The following is a 21,509-nucleotide window of genomic DNA, read 5'->3' as shown; positions in this document are numbered from 1 at the left end:
TGTTCTGGTATTTAAAATAACGTGGAAATTGGTTTAGCGTTATGATTTTATTTAAATGATAAGGATATTTTATGAAACGAGTGGTTTTTCCTCTCACCTTTCTGACATTAAGTGTGATGGGATCAGTACAGGCTGAATCTCTCCAGGAAAGTTTATTGCATTGTGATAACCGTTTCTTCAGCGAACTTTATATCCAGCAGAAGACATTCATCGGATCTGCGCTTCTGAAGACTGATAATAAACACCATGCCTGGTTTGTCCCTCCCAAAAATGGAGGAGATGTTATCTGGTTTTCCCAGCCAGTAAAATCTGACAACTTAGTGCTTTCTGGCTATTTCATACGTCAGAATGATTTAGATGAAATGGGAAAATACTACTTCTGGGGTTTGATTATTGATGGTTCAGCCGCAGAGGTTGCTGCTACTTTATCCAAAGTAAATTGGCAAAAAGCGGGAGATGAGTATTTCGCTAACCCTATGATAAAACGCCCCGGAGACCAGATGTGGAAACTTAACTCTGGTGCTGCAAATGGTATTGCTCCAGCGAAAGGAAGTGTGGAAAAACTTGCCTTGTTAAGTGACAGCGGGGATAAAGCACAATTACTCTGCTCGGTACAAGGTAGTGTGACAGATGAGATTTTACTGCCTCTGCGCCCTGACTTGATAGGGAACGAAAAATGATTAAGTCTTTTGGGCTATTTGCAATATTAGCTTTGCTGGCTGGCTGCACCAACCACAGCCAACTGAAGAAAGAAAATGTAAGTAACTCTCCAGCAGGAGTGATAAAAATTATGAGCGATGAGCAAGTTCTGACCTTTGCGGACTTGCGTAATGTCTCATCCTATCAGGGTAATAACCGTCTTCGTCGGCTATATACGATCAATAATTATACTGAAAGTAAAAAGATCGGTAAAAACCCCGATATTTATGTCATGAGCTCCCGTGCTATTAACGTCATCAATTGCGACTCTCTTGAAAGAGCGGTATTCGAACGTGTCTATTTTTCACAGCCTTATGCACTTGGTGATGTAATAGCAATAGTGGATGAAATAGGGCAATGGGGGCCATTTCATAAAGAGTCAATGATGGGACTTATCGCAGGTATGGTTTGCCAAATTGCGCCAGAACGATTGAAACCGGAACTACCAAAAGAAACACGTACGCCAGTGTTAGGGTAAAAAAACATGGTATTCATTTTTTAAGAGACGTTGCAGGATTGCATGAGATAACGAAAGCTATTTAGACGGTAAATAGCTTTCTTATTTAATCACATTAGATAGCGATTCCACTTTGGCTAACCTAAGGGCCATCGTATCCATATTCTCGCGTAGCCAGATGTAACGGACGCCATTAGGGCTAATATCTGCTGAATAACGATCGTTCATCTGATGGGATACCTGTACTCGACCGAGACTGCTTGAAAGCGGCAAGTCTGTTGCCGTATGGCGCAGGAGCTTGATATCAAAGAGGAGACATTTTGTATCTCCACTATTAGGTAAGGCCTTTTACCCCCAAGGTTTCACCTGCCGAGGGAAATTCAGGTGTTGAAAAATCAACCAATGCGAGTAACGTGCTATAATTGATTTGTTGCATACACTTCTTGCAAAAAGCAGACCTAAGCCTGAAGTACTTCTTTTCAAGGATGTGCCATGCCTCCACAAGCTGACGTCGGAATTCATCAACAAGCAAACAACGTTATTGTGCTCTACCGCGAGATGGCGTGGCTGTCACAGGCCATTAATCAGGTTATTTGCAGCTATTTAAAGCAAGAGGGGCATGAACGCCACTGGACAGATATTCCCCCTCCGGATCTGCAGGAAGGCACACCCTATGCTGATCTGATTATTGACTGGCAACTCTCTATTTTTGACCGTCTGGCCCTGGCGCTTGCCATGGCGCCGGGCGTGAAACCCGATACCCTCGATATATTCTTTGGGCTTAACAGCCTTATCGATCGTCCCTTTACGGAATTTGGCGGCGTCAGTGATAAAGCCTTTAGCGGTTTTATTCCCACCGGGCAGACGCTCAACTTTCTTATTAGCGCCAATGACCCCGACTGGCGCGCTCATGTTCAGGCTATTTTCTCGAATAAACATCGCCTGATGGCGGAACAGGTCACCCAACTGCTGTCCGTTGATGATGGGGTGCCCAAATGGGCCGGTATTTATCGCTTAAATGAAGAGTGGTTGCACTATTTTACGACCGGTGAGCGCCTGCGCCCGGAATTAAGCGCCAGCTTCCCGGCTCATCTGCTGGAGTCGCCACTGGAATGGGGAGATCTGGTGCTGGATGCTGACGTGATGGCGCAGATTGAAGAGCTGCATGCGTGGCTTAAACATGGCCACACGTTGATGAACGAGTGGCAGCTGGCGAAAAAGGTGAAACCGGGTTATCGGGCGGTGTTCTTTGGCCCGCCGGGGACAGGTAAAACCCTGACCGCCGCGCTGTTGGGCAAGGCCACGCAGCGGGACGTTTATCGCGTCGATCTCTCTATGGTGGTGTCAAAATACATTGGTGAAACCGAGAAAAACTTATCCCGCGTGTTTGATGCCGCCTGCTACAAAGAGTGGATCCTGTTTTTTGACGAAGGGGATGCGCTGTTTGGTAAACGCTCGGAGGTCAGTTCATCCAACGACCGGCATGCCAACCAGCTAACGGGCTATTTACTGCAAAAGATAGAAGATTTTCCCGGCACGGTGATTATCGCCACTAACCTGAAAACCAATATGGATGAGGCGTTTACCCGCCGCTTTCAGAGCATGGTGCAGTTTACTATTCCTGGTCCTAAAGAGCGGCTGCTGCTATGGCAAAACGCCTTTCACGGCGCGTGCGATCTTGCTGACGATGTCAATTTACCCGCCATTGCTGACCGCTATGAGGTTGCCGGTGGGCAAATTATTAACGTCCTGCGCCAGTGCGCATTAATCGCCATTCAGCGAGGGGAACGTAAAGTGAATCAGGACGACATTATTGCCAGCATTCGCCAGGAGTTCAGAAAAGATAACAAAATGTTTTTTGAATAAATACGCCGTCGAACCACGGGCAGCAGGCAAGTGGGAAAGCTAACTGGCTGACACAGCTGGATTGATAACGAGGATGGTTATTATGTTTACAAAACAGAAGCCACAGCAGCAATCAACCCGCCAGGCGGTATCCCAGCGCAAAGCGAGCCATGTTTCGGCCGCTCTTAAGGACAATCGTGCTGAGACCGTACAAAGACAACCCAATAAAACCGGGCTGCCCGATAACCTGAAAAACGGGATGGAAAACCTTAGCGGCATGAGCCTGGATAATGTCCGGGTGCATTATAACTCATCAAAACCGGCCGCCGTGCAGGCCCATGCCTATGCGCAGGGCAGCGATATTCACCTTGCTTCCGGCCAGGAAAAACATCTGCCGCATGAACTGGGGCATGTGGTGCAGCAGGCGCAGGGCCGGGTGGCGGCAACCACTTCCGTTGGTGGAATGGCGGTAAATGATAGTCCGGCGCTGGAGCATGAGGCGGATGTGCTGGGGGGAAGGGCGTTGCGGGGGGGAGGATAAATAGGCTTAATAAATATCGTTCTACGGTGACCGAGTTGTTATAGGTAGCTGAAAACAACCGATAAAATGCGAGAAATAAAAATTAAAAGGTTTTATATATGTATAAATACGTAGATAAGCCGAAAGGAAATAAAAGTAAAACTGTTTCGTATGACCAATCAAAAATGATGAGCGGGGGGGGGGCTACTTTTCAACTTTTTGATAATCGGCCTGAAACAATTCAGAGAAGAAAGTTGCAAGAGATGGCGAATAATAACCTACAACTAAAGCAACATCATCAATCACCTAAAGGCAAGTTTGGAAAAATAGAAAGATCTGACGTGCTCCAATTAAGTAAATGGAAATGGAACTATTATCTATTTAAATGGTTTCCCGTTGGCGAAGTATGGTCTGATCCACCAGAGTTCCAACCTGATATTACTAGACATAATCAGGAATATGATGATGGGATATATCCGCCCTCAAGAGTGATGTATGGAGAGGCGGACTTTAGTTATTCACACTCCTATGTCGGAAGACACCCCAACTTTGGTGGGCATACAATGGCTACATCATATGAAAGTGGGGAAACCGTTGAAAGATTGTATCCAAATACACGAGGCAATACCGGTTCATTATTGGATCATAGTGTAGATGTTCAACATGGTGTGGATGCAACTAGCCATAGTGGGGGATTCGATGTAATACATTTCAATTTCCCTCACACAGGTAATAGAAATAAAACCCAAGGTGCTTTGACTTCAGAGATGTTGGATTCATTTTTTAGAAATTGTCAAAAAAAAGAAGAAATAGGCTCGATTGTTAGAATGGGATTAGTTAATAAGCAAAGTTATAAAGGTATTTATGGACTTTATAAAACAGTGCCTAAATACGGATATAAATTAATCAAAAAAACAAAGTGGGATGTGCCTGGATATGGACACAAGCAAACCAAGGTGGACAAACCAGCATCTACAGCTGAAGGCGATGGTGCAGAGTTTTGGTTTCAATTGATGAGTAAAACGCAAACTGAAGCTAATTTTACCGACCTTCATCAAGTTGATACAGATTCTGATAATGATAGCGATGACGAGAGAGAAATGTTCAAAGACAAAAAGTTATCTGAATTCAGGGAATCTGGGACATATAACTATAATGGTACTACTCATGATATGAATAGTATTTTAAGTGGTATTCATGACGTAATCGGAAATCAGGCTTGGGGACGTTTTGAGGAAATAATCTCAGATTCCTTATTTTCGAATACATCAATGAGTAATTTTTTATTCAGTATTTCCACTATAGATACTTATTTCTTTGATCTGATTCAGGATAATCTTCCTCAGTTATGGGATAGCACAAAAAAATGAGCTCACGGTTGTTCCTATTCACAAGGGGCTATACTGATAATCTTGTAAGCTCATGACGAAACCTAAAAGCCATTAAATTAAACTGGTCGTTATAGGTGCTGAACAAAATCTATAACGTCCAATCAAGAAAAAATATAAAGGTTTTAGATATGTATATACAATCAAATAATCCGAAAACGATTAAAGCTAATTGTGTTGTTCAAAAGAAAAGCAATACAAAGAAAGCTTTTGGTTTTGTTGATAATCGACCTCAATCAATAGAGTTGGTTCAGTTGCGAAAGGTTTTTAATGAATCAGTTCAGTGTGTGAAAAATAAAGAGGCTAAAAAGGCACCATCCGAAGATGTTAAAAAGAAGATAAAAAAAGCTGATTTTCATAAACGGGTAATAAAAGGACTTCCGACAGGGAAAATGAAATATATAATCGGTCAACATGGTGCAAAGAGCTGTGAACAGAAACGTTTAAAGAATATTAAGGGTATAGCTGTATCAGGTTCAACTCATGAATCTGAACATACTATTGGGTACGCGGTACTGTCTGGTGGATTTTTACCACGAGGTGAATCGACAGATGCACAAGTACTTGAAAACATAGCCCCTGCTTACCAGGAGGTGAAGGCTTTACATCGTGATCACATAGGGACAGGTTCCAGTTCTACACCTGATGAAACAAATATGAACGCCGATCAATATCGAAATATGCAACGTGGGTTACTAACTGGTGAGACTGGCTATCACAAAGAGTTAGCCAACAGACCTTTTAATTCAATTGGAGTGTCGTTGACTGAAGGAAAAAATGCTGTTAGTAACGCCGTTCAGATAAATCAACTCGGTTACGGTCAGCAATTGCGCAATAAAAAATATTCACATATTAGCTCAACCGCACTGGGGCAAGCCAACGATTCCTATAAACGTATGGTTGATAATATGCAGAGTATAGATTATGTTAAAGATGCACACAATGCAGATAAAGCTACCGTATTGGAACACTCTAAATTAGAAATGATCCTGGCTCGGTATGCAGCGATCACCGGCAAATGGCCTAAGGAACAAGCGAGTGAACTGAATGAACTTCTTGGGGCCTCCACAGTCGATACGAAGAAAGTTAATCAAGTTATTAACTCACTTAATTTTTATTAACGTTTGTGGCTCTCGATTAGAACTTGTTTAATATATGTTATAAGTACACTTCTATCTCTGTTTTTTTTGGTAGTGTTTTAATTATTGTTGAATATTAAAATTACAACTTATAAAGGTATGTGGTATGTTTAAACAAGATGGCGGTTCTAAAGAAAAATGTAACGGAGTTGTTACTGATTATTTTTCTCAAAAGAAAAACAATTTGAATAAAGTTTTTGGGTTTACGGATAATAGACCTAAATCGGTTTCGCAACGAAAGCTGCAAAAGATAGAGAATAATGCTACTACAAATCCGGTGCTTCAGCGTGTTATAGATGAAGTCTACATAAAGTATAATATTCTACCCAAACTTACTAAGGCAAAGGAAATTTCACCCGACAATGTTGCTTTTTTGGATAAGATGTATTTGAACATTGAAGAGTCTGTGCAATCCAAAAATGGAGGCGCGATCATTAGAGATGTTATAAGGTTTTATGATTTCGTTAATCTATTGAATATTGAAAAATCAAAAGGTGAAAATAAATGGCATCCTACAGGTGGAAAAGTTCCTTCACTTGATGAAAGGATTTCTACAGGTTCTGTTTATCTTCATTTTACAAATCAAGATAATTTTATTTCCATTCTTCAGGCAGGAATAATTGAAGATAGAAGTCAGCTTCTTGGAAATAGGCCAGGTAGTTCCCCAGGAATTTATGTTGCGCCAGGAAGACAAACATTTAACCCAGAGGAAGCTCACCTTAATCTTTTTCTGGGTCAGGATGCCTATAAAGATAGGGGGAGTTTTGTTTTCGCCTTTACTTTACCAGAGGGAAGTGTTACTGAGGGTGCACCTTTAACAAGTGGAAGCCCCTACAAGGAAGCCAAACACATTGGTGATATAGATATATCTAATGCAATTTATAAGGGACTAAACCCATTTATAACAGGCCATCACTAAAGTTTTATAGAAAATAATAATCACTATTAATAGAGCCAGTTATTCAAGCTGCGATAGGTAAGGCATTGCATTTTTCCTGTCTTCCCAGAAAAAATCACTTTGGCGCACCATTGTTTATGCACACAAAAACTAGCATAAACAAGCACGGGGATAAGACTTCCGTCAGTTATCCCCATGCTGAAATATCACCCTTTACGGCTTATCCCCTTCCTTCCTCACCATCCTGACCGCAAATAATATCCAGCCCATTACTATTATAAAAATTAACATAATAGGCCCTTGATAAGCCTGAAACGCGGGGTCGGCGACAAATACCAGCATCAGTCCGCTAATAGACAGCGACGTCAGCGCCACAAACGGTAAGCGGCTCAGGTGTTTTCTCAGTGGGAACGACCAGATGCAGATTATCAGCAGCAACAGAATAAAGAGGAACGACACAAACAAACCGGCTCTTAGCTCCCAGCGATGAATACAGATCCAGTTTAACATTTGGCTGACGCTGTTCAGCACCTGATTAATAGGCGGTGGGTACTGCTGCGCTTCCGGGAAGAAAGTTTTATCAATCAGCTTCTCATTGACGTCGCTTAACGGCAGCGGCCAGTAGCCAGCGCCCAAAAAGCTCCAACTGGAGAGATTGACCAGTTGAGTCAGGGCAAGCGTTTCATTACGGTTATCTTCGCTGATAAGCATAGGAACCAGCCGTTTGTACACCTGCTGGACGTCAAGCTGATCTGACTGTTTGCTTAACCATCGCTGTAAGCCTTTTATCTGGTCGAGTTCGTCACCGGCTGTATCGAATTTTGTCGGCGAGCCTGGGCGAGCGATCAGCAGGTTGGTTCTTTTTGATAATTCATTGAAATCATTGAATTTAAAAAAACTCTTATTCCTCTCGACGACCTCTTTTGTGGGGACGATAACGTTCAGATAATATTTATCGCTGCTGGTGAGTTCACCATCTAATTCACTGACGCTGGAGTGGCGGTGCTCGCTCTGACGGAGCGCAACCTTAAGTTTGTCCAGGAATGAGAAAAAGGCCTGCTTGCTTTCTGGGGTGTTGAGGATGGAAAGGTCGATATCCAGCGTAATGCCATCGGCCATCGTCGGCACGCCCTCGAGCCCGAAGCTTATCCACGGCAGCAGATTATTGATGACGTATTTATCCATAGGCGCAGTAACGGATTCAACCAGCTGTTTGACCATATCGTCGGTAAACAGCCCGATCAGCTGACTCCGGGAGAGATCCCTTGGCGTCGTTACCACCAGGTCGAGCTTCGTGCGATAACGATGGGTCGTCTGAATAAACTGGCTGAATTTTTGATCGGCTAACCAGTTTTGTGGCAGCACCAACGTATTGCCTTCTCCTTCCGGTTTCATCACCGCACCCACGTAGCCAATACGGTCTAAGCGGCTAAAATCAATGGCTTGCCCTTTTACGAGATGCTGCCAGTAAGGATAAAAGCCATAAAAAGTCCCCATTGTGAATATCGATTTGACGGTGTCCTGACACCCGCAGTCCGCTGGGGCGACCCACTGTAGCGCTTCGGCATGAATAGGGATCGGGCCTTTTTTCATATTGAACATGTCATAGTTCTGCAGATCGTCGGGTTTAATGCCCAACTCATTAATCGCCATCTGAAAGAGATAGAGGCTGGGAAAAACTTCATCCTGAAGCGGCGCAAGCGCTTTCAATATTTCTTCCGGTGGAACGGTTAGCTTAAAATCGGCGATGGTTTTACCTAATGCTTCGGGATCCAACTGCCACACCAGCTGTGGCGCTGTCGTTTGAGTATCGCTTTGTGTGCTGGTCTCAATTATCTGCGTGGATGGGACAGGGGGACTGGCACTGGTATCATCAATGTTGTGATTTTCTGCGCTGCTATCAACTTCTTCACCGCTAGTGGACGGGGTGGTGTTTGTGCTGGTGCTGGTGCTGGTGCTGGTGCTGGTGCTCGTCGAGGCGCTGGTGCTGGGATGCGGGATCTCAATGATGCTGGATTTAATTAAGCTATCAATATTCGGACCTGGCGTCTGGGTAATATTAAGCTGATCGAATAAGTCGCTGAGCTGATTGTACAGCTGGCTGCGCTGATCGAACTGCTGCTTCTCTAATTTCACCAGGCTGGCCAGTACGGTCTTACGCTGCTCCAGACTGGCGAAATCTTTCTTAGCCAGTTGGTAATAATAAGGGGCTGTATTGCTGTTGGGCTTTTCTGGAACAGAGGGTTCTTCAGGTTTTGACGTATCAGCGTTTTTATCGGGGGCCGCGCGTTTGAGACCGAGTTCTATCTCTATCTCAGAGGACGTTAAAGAAAGCAGCTGCGGGGGCGTTATTGCCGTGCGCCACGTCGAATAAAGCGTATTTCGCTGGGCGGCGAGGTTTAACTCCAGCATCAGCGAATCGACAAATACCTGGTGCTGATCGTTGGATGTTTCGGGAACGTTGAACGCAAATTCATTGCAGAAATAGTCCAGCCAGTAGCGCGTGGTGGGGCCGACGACGCCGTCGTTGAGCCGCTGGCCTCTTTGCAACTGGGCCTGAAAATCGGCATTGTTCTGATAAAGAGAGGCAAGCCGCGTTTGTATCTCTTTCCCCAGATAGCGCTTATCGTTCGCCGTTAGCTGCTTGCTGCACGTTTTATACGGCTGGGCGCTGTCGACCAAACCGTATTGCGCGGCGTAGCCCGTCGTTGGCAGCGTGCACAGCAGGCCGCCAAACAGAAGTCCGCTGATGACCTGTCTGGCAAGGCGCGTCGTGGGCTGACGAATAAGCGATAACAGACTGAAACCAGGATTTATCATTGTTTTATCCTTAGCGCCATGACACAAACAGAGGGACATCCATCCAGGGGTATTTAATGGTCTGAAAACTCCACGGCAGCTGGTCGAGCAGCATGTCAAAGGTGCCGGGGATGATGTTCAACTGCCAGTGTTCAGGGGTAAGGCTGAGCATACCGTCACGTTGAATAAAGGTGGATTGCAACCCGCTGACCGAGGTTTTTCCTAAGACCCGCCAGTGGGCAATAATGGCCGTGAGCAATCCTTCGATAAGCTGCTCGGCCCCTTCCGGCAGTGCCACCTGCTGTGGGATGGGCGTGGAGGGCGCCACTCCGCAGAGCACCTTATTCAGCAACAGCTGATATTCAGGCGCGCTGTTGGTGTTATTCGTCATCCACTGCAGGCAGAACAACGCCTGCAGCTGCGCCTGGTTATCCACAAACTTACGCCCATCGGTCAGTGCCAGCCGCTGAAATAGCATGGGAATATAGACTGAAGCGATAACTAATCCTGCATTGTGAACGGTAACGGGTTCCGTGCTGACGGCGGCGTTATCCTCTGGTTTTTCCCATGGTGTCCCCGCGTCTTTCTTCATGTCCTTGCCTGTCATATCAATGGCCTCGATAAGCTGTTTGATTTCGACTTGCTGATGATTCAGCTGCGCCGCCCACGCCGGGGTATCCGGCGGTTTCTGTTCACTACGCCGTGCAATGTGTTCTAACGTTTTTCGCTGTGATGTCGAGGATATAAGCGGCAGTAATCGACCAATCAGCACCGCAACCGACGCGTCGTCGGGCGTGGTGTCCTGATGGCTGTGACTGCGCCAGCGCTGATTTAATTCGAGGAGAACAGCATCTAGGAAAGGCCCGGCGGTGATGGCGATCCCTTTGAGCCAGTGCTGGCGATAGAGCGTTTGCCAGAACAGGTATTCGCCCCGTTTTGGTGAGGCAAAAAGCTGGCAGAACGCCTGGCGTAGGGCCAGTAACGCAAGCGTTGTGCTGGTGAGCGTTGGCAACAGCAGCGCTTGATGTGCCTGCGGCGCGATTTCCTCCAGCCAGCGCTGCATATGACGCGGATTTGCCAGCATGCGCTGTAACCATTGCCGTAGAGAATGCTGCATCGGGTACTGCGCCAGGCTCACCAACCAGCCGGTCGCTGGCGCGGGCGCTTTACCGTCAAACCACAGCTGCAACCCTTCGCGTAATCTCTCCTCGGGGAGAAGGCTATCTAACCACCGTTTGCGTTCCGCCAGCGGCTGATGAATCAGGTTGCTGCTGAGAATAAACTGCTGCAGTTGAAGGGAGTGCTCAGCGTCCGGTGCAGCATTATGTCTGTTCATCTGGCGCAGCAGGCGTTGCAGCCATTGCTCCGGGGTGGCGGGGCAGTCATTGCTGAGCAGCAGGGGGTAAAACCAGTGCAGGGTCAACCTGAACTGCCGGACGATCGCCAGCAGCAGAGGGAGCAGCGCCAGGGTGCGCTCACCGATTGTCGGCTGCATACTGCGGACCAGCCGCGTGAGCTGGACGCTATTCCAGGTCTGCAGCTGTGTTGCCAGTGCCGGAGTATTGATGGCGGCATAATGCTGTACGAGTCGGCGCTGCGACTCACTGATGACCCTATGTTGGTCATCGGATTGAATATTTGCCAGCAGCTGATGTGCGGTGACCGGAGGCTGCGTATGTTGCCCGACAAGATCAATCAACTGCTGGCGCCATAAAAAGCCGCTATCGCTCAGGCTTAACCACTCGTTAATTAACACTTCGACGCGCACCTGATAGCGGGCAGAAAGCTGTTCGGTGATATTCAGCAAATACTGGTACTGATTAAATTCACTTCCTCGGCGGCTTATCACGTAGTGCAGCGACAGCTCCCATAGCGCGTTTCTTCTATTGCGGGTAGGGCTGGCATCAGGCGAATTTGAGGTGTGGCTAATGGCCGTTCCGAGGGTTTGGCTCTGATGAATAATCTCCCGTACGGTCCCGGTGGCCGAAGAATTGATAATGGCGGTTAATGTCAACAGAGCTGAGTCATCGAAATGCGCCACCCAGCGCTTTATGCTGGAAACGGAAAGCCCGATGCTGAGAATAAGCTGAGCCAGTCGTGGTCCGTAATCGCGCTGCCACCGGGTAATTTTGCTGTCCCACAACGTCTGACTGGCGCTTTGTAACGTCGTGACGATCTCTTCAATGTCCGCCAGCTGCGTCAACGAGAGGTCGCTTGTCAGTGATGGTGCAAGCGCTAGCTGAAAGAGAGAAGGAGACGACTCAGAATCCTGAGTGGACTCATCAGGGAACCGGTCAGGGTTGAGTTCGTCCAGCAGAGCGCTCAAGGTCGTGCCTGCCAGAGAAAGGTCTCCGGTGCTAAGTGCGTTATTTCGCAGAGCTTCAAGCTGGTCGCTAAAAGCGATATTACGCCAGGCCGCTATCCGCTGGATTAAATAGCGGAGGTAGTTTTTAGGGGTAAATGCGCCGCCGCTTTCCACGATAAGAAAGGCGAAGGTGATTTGCCATAGCATTGCTGCCGTCTCGCGTTCTGAGCTCCTGGATCCCTGCCAGGCAAACAGGCGCTGTTCGGCGATAAGGCGTAATAATGGCGTCGCCAGTGGCTCCAGTACCTCGACCAGCGACGCTAAGGTTTTAGCAGAATAGGTTTCGGCCCAGTGACGGCGAATATACTCAAGCTGACCACACCAGCGTAGCAGGGCTGCAAACGGCGACGAAACAGGCGGCCAGTAGCGCAGGAGCTGCTGTTCCTGGCCCGAACTGAGCGCCAGCAGCAGTGCGTTAATATCGGCAAATGGCGCTGCGTTGACGCCCGCCTGTTGCACCGCAGCGTCAAAAATGTGGGTTTCAGCTCTTTCCGGCGTTTTTAAAGACGACGTTGATGCAACGATTGGCTCGATGGTGTGGAGCAAATCCAGTAGTTGCCCCCGCAGCGCGCTGTCGATGGTCGTACTGTTAAGCGTTGAAATTAACGACGCCAGCAGCGCATCGGCCTTTTGGTTTTGCGAACGGGCCATCTGCACAACGAGGCCAGACATATAGCTTTGGCGGTTGAACGCGCTGCCGCGATTGATAAGCAGGAACTGAAGCGTAAACAGCCACAGCTGCTGGTGGATTTGTGACGGCGATAAAAGCCCGATGGGATCTGCTGGGGATAATGCCTGCTCGTTCTGAACAGGCGCCGTTGCCGCATCGGTGCGCTGTTTCGGCGACCACCATTCCGGCATATGCAATATTGCCTGCAAAAAGGGGTATTCCTGCGGCGTTAATACGCGAAGTAGCTGCAAACGCGCGGTTTGCTTCAGGTCACGCAGCAAAACCCAGGGAAGCTGGCTATCGCTATGCCGCTGGTAAAGGACCTTAATCAGCTGTGGTGAAAACTGCTGCAGCAGCTTTTCCCAGTCGGCAAGAAGCGGGGCTAAATTGTGTTGGGCGAAAGCCTGTGTGAAACGGTTAAACCACGCCAGTGCCAGCCGGTCGGCTAATTCCCCCCGTCGACTTTTAGGATGCGCTAACAGCAGCGACATGATTGTCCATTGCTGCGCCGCCGTTAACGACGGCAATAGCGCCGCAATGTGGCCGTCGGGGAATTGCTCAACGACGCGCTGCAATATCTGTTCAGGCCGGTGTGCGTGATTGAGTTGGTTAATTAATCGCGCGGAATGCTCGGCCAGCATCTCAGATAAGCCGAGGGTTTCCAGCGTCTGTTCACCGGCAGCCGACCACGGCAGCGTGCCGGTGCTGAGGAATTGCCAGAGCAGGTTCCAGCGCTGTTGCTGCTGGCTCAACACCTGCATAGCAGACGAAGAGGGTTCAGCGGCGTCTGAGGCCTGTTGGCTGGCGTGCAGCTGGGAGCGCAGCGTTGCCTGTAGCAACTGCCTGAGTTTTTCGGGCGCCGCCTGGTAAAAGCTGCTGGCGCTGAACGTGCCGAGATCGAGGGTTAGCCTGTCGAGAACCAGGGTTTGATGCTCAGGGCAGATCTCGTCAAATACCGTCTCCATCACCGGGAGAAACTGCTGAACCACCCACTGAGCGGCACGTGACTCAAAGTTTTCCGCATCGGCAAAGCCGGTGAAATCACATTCGAGGCTGAGGTGATTGATTTTGTGGCGCTGGCTCATCGGCTCTCTACCCCGTCTGTCTCAGTGCCTGCGCTTTGTATCAGCAGGTAAAGCTGCTGAGCAATGGCATCACACTCCGGCTGGCGCGCTTTGTGCTGTAAGGCGGCGGATTTTGCCTGGCGCCACTGGCTATACAGCGTTTCGAACTGGCTAAAAATCGCGAAATCAAGCCACCGGCACTGCGTCAACAGATGTGCCGGGCTGTTTTCAATGATGAGTTGCTCCACCTGTTCGCGAAATCTGAGGTTGCTAAAGCGCGCGGTGTAGCCCGGTAAAACCAGAATCACCCGGTTGGCGTAGTCGCTTAACGATGCGCTGGTCTCTTCAGTGCGCAGTAAAATCGGCTCAACGACGTACAGCCCTTCGCTGTCCCGGTTGAGTTGCACGAGCCAGCGTTGCAGTTGATGGCACAGCAGGGTGAGTGCCTGTTGGTCCTGGTGGCTGGCTATAGGGAACCATTGCCTGCTACCGTCGAGATCGACGCTAAAAAAGAGCTGATGATAGCCATGATCCTGGCGTGAGAGCAGACGGTAGCGGCGGTTATCAATACCAAACTGCAACAGCGCATCGGGCAGGGTTTGCTCGCGGAAAAGAGGGGCGGTTAATAGCCTGTCCTGAATATCAGCGTCATTTGGGTATTCCGTTAAGGGGTTTTCCGCGACGGGCAGAAGCGCCGCTTGCGTTTCGGGGTCGGTTAACCACCGCGCTTGTTTGCCGCTATCGCGACCGAAATAGTGCTGGTCTGACAGCGGGTATAATGAGTATCTGGCCAGCGCCTGCGCGTACCCCTCTGAGGCGTCGGCCTTGGGGAATAACCCCAGCAGTAACCCAAGGCGCTGGCAATATCCGCCCTGATGCGTGGGATGGAGTAAATTATCGCCAATTCCCCGACCATTGGTCATGGTGACGATATTCAGAATAAAGGCCTGTTTATATTTGAGGAGCTGTTTTTCTAAGCTTTCGGCAGAAAAATAGGGGTTGAACTGGCGGTGCAGCCACTCTGGGTAGCGTTCGCTATACAGGGCAAGCAGATAATTAAAAATACGGTTCTTGCGTTGCGGATAATCATCAAGCCGGGCGCGCAGGAGCTCCAGATTTGCGCTGGCGTCACGAGGGTAATGTTTATCGATATTATAAAACTCATCATCCTGCAGGCGATGGGCGTGATAGGTGTGCCCGCTGGTTAATGACAGCGAGAACAGGGCGTTTAACCCGGCGATATCATCACAAAAATTCGCCATCAGCTGGTCAAACAGCAGCAGGTAGCTGCGCAGCTGATGCCGTTGCGCCTGCTGCTGCGCATGGTAATGGTTTGGCGTTCCCGGCGCTAAATGGTAGTTCCTCGGGAACAGGGTTTGGATCGATTCATAACGTCTGAAATCAAAATATTGCCCCGTGGGCAGCGCGGAGGGGATGGCCGCTTTGAGCTGGGCTGAACGCTGTTGGTACTGGATCTGCTCTATCTGAATGGCCAGATCGGCGTAGTCAATGTTGACCGGATGCTGGAACTGAACGATCTCAATACCTGAATGCGTGGAGGCTTTCGGCAGCAGCAGATAAGAAAAAGGCGCAATAGTATCAACGAGCTCCGGCTTACCCTGACCGACGTTGTCGTCATGCTGGACAAATTCCAGACGATCGATTTGCAGGATCCCGTCCCCGGCGAGCAGAGCGTCCTTGATGACATCAACAGGTGTGTTTTGCGCGTTCGACGCAAGCCACTGGCCGATCTGGTTGTAGATGCAGGCGGCAAGCCAGGTCACATCCGCAATATCATCGCTAATGTGGATGACGGCGGTGAGCGTCAGGGGATGCTGCCCGGTTAATTCAATGGCGGCCAAATCCTCACCCACGGCCCGCACGCGATAAAATTCGTGGCGAATGCGCTGAATGGCGGCATGCTGCTGGTTATAAACCGAACGCGTGTCGCGCTGCTGGCTTAATGCGTAAAAGTGGTTGAGCTGCGCGTTGAGGGTGTAGATACCCAGCTGCGGGGCATGTTCGCTGTCGCGCAGCCACACTTTATCCAGCTCGGGAAGCCGGGCCAGTAGCCATGCTTCATACTCTTCAGGCTGCTGGGGCCAGGACGGGATGATCTCCTGCGCCAGGGCTAACCCATGCGCCCGGTAATCAATGTTTCCCGTAGGCTCACTAAGATAGTCGGTGACCTCAAACTCGCAGCGGTAGATAAGGTCGGTCAGGGCATAGCACACCTGCTCGAGGATCGTCATTCCCGGATCATGGGTATTGTAGTCAGTCCACAGATGGCCGCTCAGCTGCTGAATGTAGGTCAGGCCAAGCTGGTAAAGATGTTCAAAACTATTCGGATTATCATTATGGCGTTTTTTCGAAATAGTCTTAGACATTATTGAATTTACTCCCCGGTCGCCACGTGCTGGCACTGCTGCATAAAGGGGTCATTCCATAATTGCGTTATATGGTACTGAATGGTCTGGTCTGCGCCGAATGGCGTATTGGTGCGAATTTGCAACGCGTAAGGGCGCAGGGTGCCCCGGTGATTTTGTTGACGCCAGCGCAGCTGGATTTTATCGGCAGAAGAGTGAAAAAATGCCTGAGTCATATGGATGGGATTTTTATCTCCCCAGTGCCACCAGCGTTTATTGGGTGCACAGGTATTAATGGCGATAGCGTGCGCCAGCGCATAGCGTCCGCTGTAGCGGATGCCAATCCCGGCGACCACTTCGAACATATGGCACCCTTCAAGCTCAGGGGTAATATCGTGCCATTCGCCGTCAGCGGGAACCGGCGTATCAATCATCGCGCTGCCCATCCGGCCCTGAGAGGCAATGGTGCCGTTGACATCCAGCGCCTGCCGGGGCGCTGCGTTATTAATCCCCACCTGTCCTTTGGGAGTCATCGACAGACTGATGGCCTGTACCGTTTCGCCGCCCTCAGGGCTCTCATCAGTGATATCCGCCACCGGGTTGGCGAAAACCTGCAGGTTAATGCTTTGTGGGGCAAATCCAACGTGCCACAGCGGGGTATCAGGACTATTTTGCTGATAAAAACTCAGCAGGTGCTGCTGGTCTAATGCTCTGAGCTGCAGGCCCGTCTCCGCTGGCTTGATAAAGCCTTCATCACTCTGATTAACGCATGAATCTATTAAGTCTGAAAAATGCTCCGCTGACGGCATGGTCCCATGACGAAAATAATTCTTAAGCGTACTTCTGTTACGTTTAGCCATTATTTGGAGTGCCTTTAGGGTTAGACGTTGTGGATGTGCTGACAATAAATTGCTCCCCGATCACCAGTTCGCCAATGCCGACGGTCACCGGTTTATGGGAAAGGTTATCGGGTGAAATTTGAATGTACTGATGCTCTTCCGGAATCAACAAATACCATGGAAAGGCAGCGCGTATTGGCTGACTGGTCGCCGCGCTGTCCTGCAGGCTGTACTCGGTATCTTCATCAAGGCTAATTTTCAGCGCGGAGAGCGCGCTGACCTTAACGACGTTTTGTTGCCTGAGAATAAAGGCGCTGAGTTTCTCAAGCGATAAGCAGAACCCTAGCCCGGTGTTCAGGGTATCCGCCTCCCAGGGGCATAGCTGTGCTTTGATAGCGTATTCCAGTCTTCGTAACGCAGGGCCATGACTGACCCCCTCTTTTAACGTGACTTTGCAGCGGATCTGAATTTTTTCGTAGCCGGGGTTACGCACTTCTATCTGCACGTGTGAGCGCGAGACGGACAGCAGGAAACGACGAATAGCGAGCAGGTATGACGAATCTAACTGCTTCGGCGAGCAGAGCGAGTGATCGCAGGCGGTATGGAGCGGCGTCACGATAACCAGTACGCGGCCAGGCTCCCGGCCCTGAGAGTAGTAGCTGCGCGTAGGGAAACAGTGTACGGAACCGACTTCGGGAAAATTTTCCAGAATAAGGTGTTCGTAATCCCAGGGAGTTAATGCCTTGCCTTTATGACGCAGGTTTTCGCTCACCCGCATCTGAAAGTGCTGTTCGCTCTCGACTTCGGGGATCCTGATCATCGCATTGAGTTGCGCAATAGCGGCCAGATTGGCTTTTCGCGGCGTGCTGCGCCAGGCAGAAAACGGGAGCGGGGTGATGCCATCGTCGGTGAGGGGTGCGCCTTTGCCGGTGACTTTCACCACGTGCGTGGCGACATGCAGACAGTCAGGATATCGGTCGACCCCTTTGTTGGTACTGACGCGCAGCCAAAACAGGCCCGACGGCATCACGCTGTGGTCCGTATTGATGTCATTCGGCAGATCTAAGGTGACAATGCCGGTCGTCAGAAAATTGAGGGTAGTATCATGAATAATCTGATGCGGGTTGAGCGCCTGCCATTGATTATCCACCAGGTAATACCAGCGATAGGCGGTGGATGGCCAGGGCATCAGCAGCCGGGAGCTACCGTCAAATACGAAGAAAATATTTAAATATCCCGACAGCTCACTGGCGGTGATACCGATAAAACAGTGGCTATCCTCCTGGTAGTTCGGGAAGAACCGAGGCCGGTGGAGCTGGCGGGTTTGCCTGGGCGGATAAATAACGTTTTCGCCAAACGGGTGCAGGTGCAGGATCTCACTCTGGCTGTGCGCGTCGACGCTTAATAAATCAATGGTTGATTGCGCCGAATAGTCGATGGAAATATGGGTGACTAACGGCGTATAGGGCTGATTGGGCAGGATCTTTTTATGCTTTTTGGTGACGTTATAGGTCAGCGTGTCGCTCAGTAAGGGCGCATAGTCTTTATGACCGAATGCCGGTTCCGGGCCCGTGAGCAAAAGCTTAAACAGCCCGTTACGTAAGCCAGACTGGTTGCTATAGGGCGTTTTCGGCCAGGGGCGGGTCACGGGGGTGTAGCCATTTCTCATGTTTGAGAAATGAAGATGCCGGTCATGATGTAGCGCGCCGCGTGCCGGGGTAAATAACGCAAAGTCTGCGGGGCCGAATTCAACCCACTGCCCGTTGCTGAGTACTTCAGCACGCATCTGAAAACTGGCGTTGCTGTAGGGGTAAGAATATTGCGCATAGTACTGTTTGAAACCGTCTGAACTCCGAGGCAGGCCTCCCCAGTCCAGGTGCAGCGATAGCTGACTGATGGATTTGCGGGCAATCTCTTCGTTCGCCATAACCACATAAGCGTCAACATAAGGCTGAGAGCCAAATAAGAAGAAGGGCTGTGAGGAGTCAACTTGCCCTTCAGGGTTAAATAACTGCATCTGGGTTACGCCGCTTACCTGGGTTGTCATCACCAGTTTTGATAATTCAAAATCACGGAAAATGGCGTAGGGGAAGCAGTTGCTTTGCCGCTTCAGGGTTATTTTTAGCGATGCGCTGTGAGGGAGATGGGCCTGACGCGGGACCACGGGCGCAAAGCCGGTATCAATATGACATCTCACCTTGAACCCCGCCTGGCACTCATGGCTGGTGCAGGGGTAAATTTCTACCTTATCAAGCACCTCCCAACCGTTTTCAGTTGAAGCTTCAATATGAAAAACGCCCTGGAACAACTGGTAAAAAGCGGCTGTAGAGGAGTGACTGAGCAGCTCTTCAATGGTGGTGTAAGCCGTAGGATCGGTGGCAAGAATCGGTTTTAAAGCGGTCAGGGCGGTTGCAATATCCGTTTGGGTTAACCATGGCGCCGTATAAAGGCAGCGTCGGCTTACCATCTGACCGATGATACGAAAGAGCAGGTCTGTTTTTGATAAACCGTACTGCACCCCTTTCTCCGGGGTTGAACAGATATAGTGCAGCGTTTGCAGATAAAATAATTTGTAGGCGACCCAGACTCGCTGTGACGCTCTGAGCTGACGAAACTGGCTAAGCTCTTCCTGACTAATCTGTTTTGTCAGGCCCCTGGCGGTTATGCGGGCAGCCCAGTCTTCGAACAGATGGCTATGCACGGAGAGCAGCTGCGCAAATATTCGGCTTAACGCGGCGGCGGTTTGCTTATTATCATCCACGGCCAGTAATTCCTGAGCAACGATGCTCGAACGCACCTCTTTAAGATGCACCACGATTTCGATAATGCGGTTACCCTGCTGCATAGAAAATAAGGGGTCGGAGATAATCAACCCCATCGGTTGGGTGCTGTCTTCGGTTTTATATTTGTTGTTGAAGATATTGAACCGCTGAGCTTTGGGGAAATTATCACCGCTGGCGCCAGCCGTCACCTGCACCTGTTGCCCGCTAACCCCGCATACCAGACCCGTCTCTTTTTCGGGTGACACGAGCGGATCGCGCTGTAGCGTGAGGTTAAAGATGTGCGACACCTCGGCATCCGTAACCTCGATCGGGTAAAGACTGCGGTAAACGATCGGCTTAAAGTCAGGGTCGTCACCGGGACTAAATTCAGCTCCCTGCTCAAATTGAATCGTGCTGTTGGCCTGAGGGTTTAATAACAGCTTTAAGTACACCGCGTTGTCCGGGGTGGATTGTTTATCCTGCTGCAGAACCTGGCGGTAATAAAACTGCAGATGCTTTTCCGTGAACTGATTAAGGCTTTGTTGCGCGCGTTCAAACAATTTCAGAAAGGCAAAATAAAGCGCCTGCTGCGGGTTATTTTCCTGATGGACTAAAGCGGCCTGTAGCACCTGCTGGCTCTGCTGTTTTATCTGTTCAATGACATAGACTATTTTTGCAAAGCAGTGGCGCAGTTGTTCCATAAAGCTGCTGTGCTGCAATACGGGCGAGGCGGTATCGACCTTATGCTGATCAAGATTCCACAGCGGATCGAGCTCCTGAACGTGATGGCGAAATCGCTCGGGTAAACGGGTTATTACCAGACTGAGCGGCAGCGAGAGGTGATGTTGATATTCATGTAACAGGTAGTATTTAAACTGGTATGCCGTTTCTGGCGTGCCGGGCAGGTGTTGATACCAGGCCTGTAAACGTTTTAACAGAATAAATAAAAACGCAATGGTGGCATCTTCACGCTGCGCCAGTGCCTGCTTAAATAGCGTCTGGATATGCTTTGTATCACTGGTTGAAATAGCAGCGCAGACCACAATCTCACTTTTGTGAAATAGATTACCCCAGTTGCCATCCGGCTGGTCCTGCAGATTTCTGAAGGGCAGCTGCTGGGCAAAGTGATGCGCCCAGTCGACTAACTGCTCAAAGCTGAGCTCGTGTGGGGTGAACAGGGATGAATTTATCGCCTCATCCTGACGCTGCTGTCTTGAGGTCATTATGCGATATCCCACTCATTCGATAACGGCAGCAGCTGAGGCGAGACCAGCGTACCTTCGTTTAAATAGAAGGGGTAAACCATGTTACTGCGCGTATTGGTGGTGATAACGCTGTAGTCAATTTGAATCAGTAATTTCCCGGAGAGCGGCTCGGGTAAAAAATGGACATCCTCAACGTTGATGCGTGATTCGAAAAATAGAATGGCATGGCGAATTTCAGAGGCCAGCTGGGTTAATACCGTCTGGGTGAGCTCTTCAAAAACAAACTGATTTATTCGGCAGCCGAAATCAGGCGCCATCAGGCGCTCCCCTGGCGTAGTGGAGAGCAGAATGGTTAAGCTCTGTTCTATATCCTGTACGTCAGAGCTCATGATGACCTGATTATTAGGTCCGGTAAAACCGGGCGGAAAAGCCCATCCGGTGCCTAAAAATGCGTTGTCGTTTGTCATAAATATCACGCTATCCTCGCCGGTGG

General features: G+C 49.4%; 13 protein-coding genes. 7 read left to right on the top strand and 6 right to left on the bottom strand.

What is annotated here, in order from left to right:
• The first annotated feature begins 71 nt into the window (after positions 1–71).
• From BJJ97_RS16275 to BJJ97_RS16245, 7 genes are all read left to right on the top strand, one after another.
• The gene (locus BJJ97_RS16275) at positions 72–680 is read left to right on the top strand and encodes a hypothetical protein (protein WP_095994611.1); all 609 of its coding nucleotides are present in this window, start codon (positions 72–74) and stop codon (positions 678–680) included.
• Complete coding sequence (locus BJJ97_RS16270; protein WP_095994610.1) at positions 677–1,177, top strand: surface-adhesin E family protein; 501 nt, start codon at positions 677–679, stop codon at positions 1,175–1,177. Before BJJ97_RS16275 ends, BJJ97_RS16270 begins: the two co-directional genes overlap by 4 nt.
• A gap of 471 nt (positions 1,178–1,648) precedes the next feature.
• Entirely contained in the window at positions 1,649–3,022 is a 1,374-nt protein-coding gene (locus tag BJJ97_RS16265; RefSeq protein WP_095994609.1) for an ATP-binding protein, read from the top strand.
• Positions 3,023–3,104: 82 nt separating this feature from the next.
• A complete protein-coding gene (locus BJJ97_RS16260) occupies positions 3,105–3,542 on the top strand; it encodes an eCIS core domain-containing protein (RefSeq protein WP_095994608.1) in 438 nt (145 codons plus the stop codon).
• 98 nt (positions 3,543–3,640) lie between these two features.
• Positions 3,641–4,891, top strand: a complete 1,251-nt coding sequence (locus BJJ97_RS16255; protein WP_095994607.1) for a Rossmann-like fold-containing protein — start codon at positions 3,641–3,643, stop codon at positions 4,889–4,891.
• Between the two features lie 149 nt (positions 4,892–5,040).
• Positions 5,041–6,030: a hypothetical protein gene (locus tag BJJ97_RS16250; RefSeq protein WP_095994606.1), complete on the top strand. Its 990-nt coding sequence runs from the start codon at positions 5,041–5,043 to the stop codon at positions 6,028–6,030.
• A 124-nt stretch (positions 6,031–6,154) separates the two neighbouring features.
• Positions 6,155–6,967 (top strand): hypothetical protein, encoded by an 813-nt coding sequence (locus BJJ97_RS16245; RefSeq protein ID WP_095994605.1) that lies wholly within the window; start codon positions 6,155–6,157, stop codon positions 6,965–6,967.
• Between the two features lie 192 nt (positions 6,968–7,159).
• Here the strand turns inward: BJJ97_RS16245 and BJJ97_RS22110 are convergent, their stop codons facing one another.
• The 6 genes from BJJ97_RS22110 to BJJ97_RS16215 are packed head-to-tail and all read right to left on the bottom strand — an operon-like array spanning position 7,160 to position 21,483.
• Positions 7,160–9,766, bottom strand: coding sequence for a hypothetical protein (locus tag BJJ97_RS22110; RefSeq protein ID WP_095994604.1), 2,607 nt, complete (start codon positions 9,764–9,766; stop codon positions 7,160–7,162).
• Between the two features lie 10 nt (positions 9,767–9,776).
• Positions 9,777–13,865, bottom strand: coding sequence for a contractile injection system tape measure protein (locus tag BJJ97_RS16235; protein WP_095994603.1), 4,089 nt, complete (start codon positions 13,863–13,865; stop codon positions 9,777–9,779).
• Positions 13,862–16,231, bottom strand: a complete 2,370-nt coding sequence (locus tag BJJ97_RS16230) for a hypothetical protein (RefSeq protein WP_095994602.1) — start codon at positions 16,229–16,231, stop codon at positions 13,862–13,864. The genes BJJ97_RS16235 and BJJ97_RS16230 overlap by 4 nt, the downstream gene beginning before the upstream one ends.
• 8 nt (positions 16,232–16,239) lie before the next feature.
• Positions 16,240–17,070, bottom strand: a complete 831-nt coding sequence (locus BJJ97_RS16225; RefSeq protein ID WP_095994601.1) for a hypothetical protein — start codon at positions 17,068–17,070, stop codon at positions 16,240–16,242.
• Positions 17,063–21,034, bottom strand: a complete 3,972-nt coding sequence (locus tag BJJ97_RS16220) for a hypothetical protein (protein WP_095994600.1) — start codon at positions 21,032–21,034, stop codon at positions 17,063–17,065. The genes BJJ97_RS16225 and BJJ97_RS16220 overlap by 8 nt, the downstream gene beginning before the upstream one ends.
• Complete coding sequence (locus BJJ97_RS16215) at positions 21,034–21,483, bottom strand: GPW/gp25 family protein (RefSeq protein ID WP_095995384.1); 450 nt, start codon at positions 21,481–21,483, stop codon at positions 21,034–21,036. Before BJJ97_RS16215 ends, BJJ97_RS16220 begins: the two co-directional genes overlap by 1 nt.
• Between the last annotated feature and the right edge of the window lie 26 nt (positions 21,484–21,509).

Source organism: Pectobacterium polaris (genome assembly GCF_002307355.1).
Taxonomy (GTDB): domain Bacteria; phylum Pseudomonadota; class Gammaproteobacteria; order Enterobacterales; family Enterobacteriaceae; genus Pectobacterium; species Pectobacterium polare.
This window is presented reverse-complemented; position numbering and strand designations above follow the sequence as displayed.

Bases quoted from the DNA above. Each gene is read 5' to 3' on its own strand.
- BJJ97_RS16230 (WP_095994602.1), bottom strand. From the start codon at position 16,231: ATGTCTAAGACTATTTCGAAAAAACGCCATAATGATAATCCGAATAGT.
- BJJ97_RS16250 (WP_095994606.1), top strand. From the start codon at position 5,041: ATGTATATACAATCAAATAATCCGAAAACGATTAAAGCTAATTGTGTT.
- BJJ97_RS16220 (WP_095994600.1), bottom strand. From the start codon at position 21,034: ATGACCTCAAGACAGCAGCGTCAGGATGAGGCGATAAATTCATCCCTG.
- BJJ97_RS22110 (WP_095994604.1), bottom strand. From the start codon at position 9,766: ATGATAAATCCTGGTTTCAGTCTGTTATCGCTTATTCGTCAGCCCACG.
- BJJ97_RS16225 (WP_095994601.1), bottom strand. From the start codon at position 17,070: ATGGCTAAACGTAACAGAAGTACGCTTAAGAATTATTTTCGTCATGGG.
- BJJ97_RS16265 (WP_095994609.1), top strand. From the start codon at position 1,649: ATGCCTCCACAAGCTGACGTCGGAATTCATCAACAAGCAAACAACGTT.
- BJJ97_RS16215 (WP_095995384.1), bottom strand. From the start codon at position 21,483: ATGACAAACGACAACGCATTTTTAGGCACCGGATGGGCTTTTCCGCCC.
- BJJ97_RS16255 (WP_095994607.1), top strand. From the start codon at position 3,641: ATGTATAAATACGTAGATAAGCCGAAAGGAAATAAAAGTAAAACTGTT.
- BJJ97_RS16245 (WP_095994605.1), top strand. From the start codon at position 6,155: ATGTTTAAACAAGATGGCGGTTCTAAAGAAAAATGTAACGGAGTTGTT.
- BJJ97_RS16270 (WP_095994610.1), top strand. From the start codon at position 677: ATGATTAAGTCTTTTGGGCTATTTGCAATATTAGCTTTGCTGGCTGGC.
- BJJ97_RS16275 (WP_095994611.1), top strand. From the start codon at position 72: ATGAAACGAGTGGTTTTTCCTCTCACCTTTCTGACATTAAGTGTGATG.
- BJJ97_RS16235 (WP_095994603.1), bottom strand. From the start codon at position 13,865: ATGAGCCAGCGCCACAAAATCAATCACCTCAGCCTCGAATGTGATTTC.
- BJJ97_RS16260 (WP_095994608.1), top strand. From the start codon at position 3,105: ATGTTTACAAAACAGAAGCCACAGCAGCAATCAACCCGCCAGGCGGTA.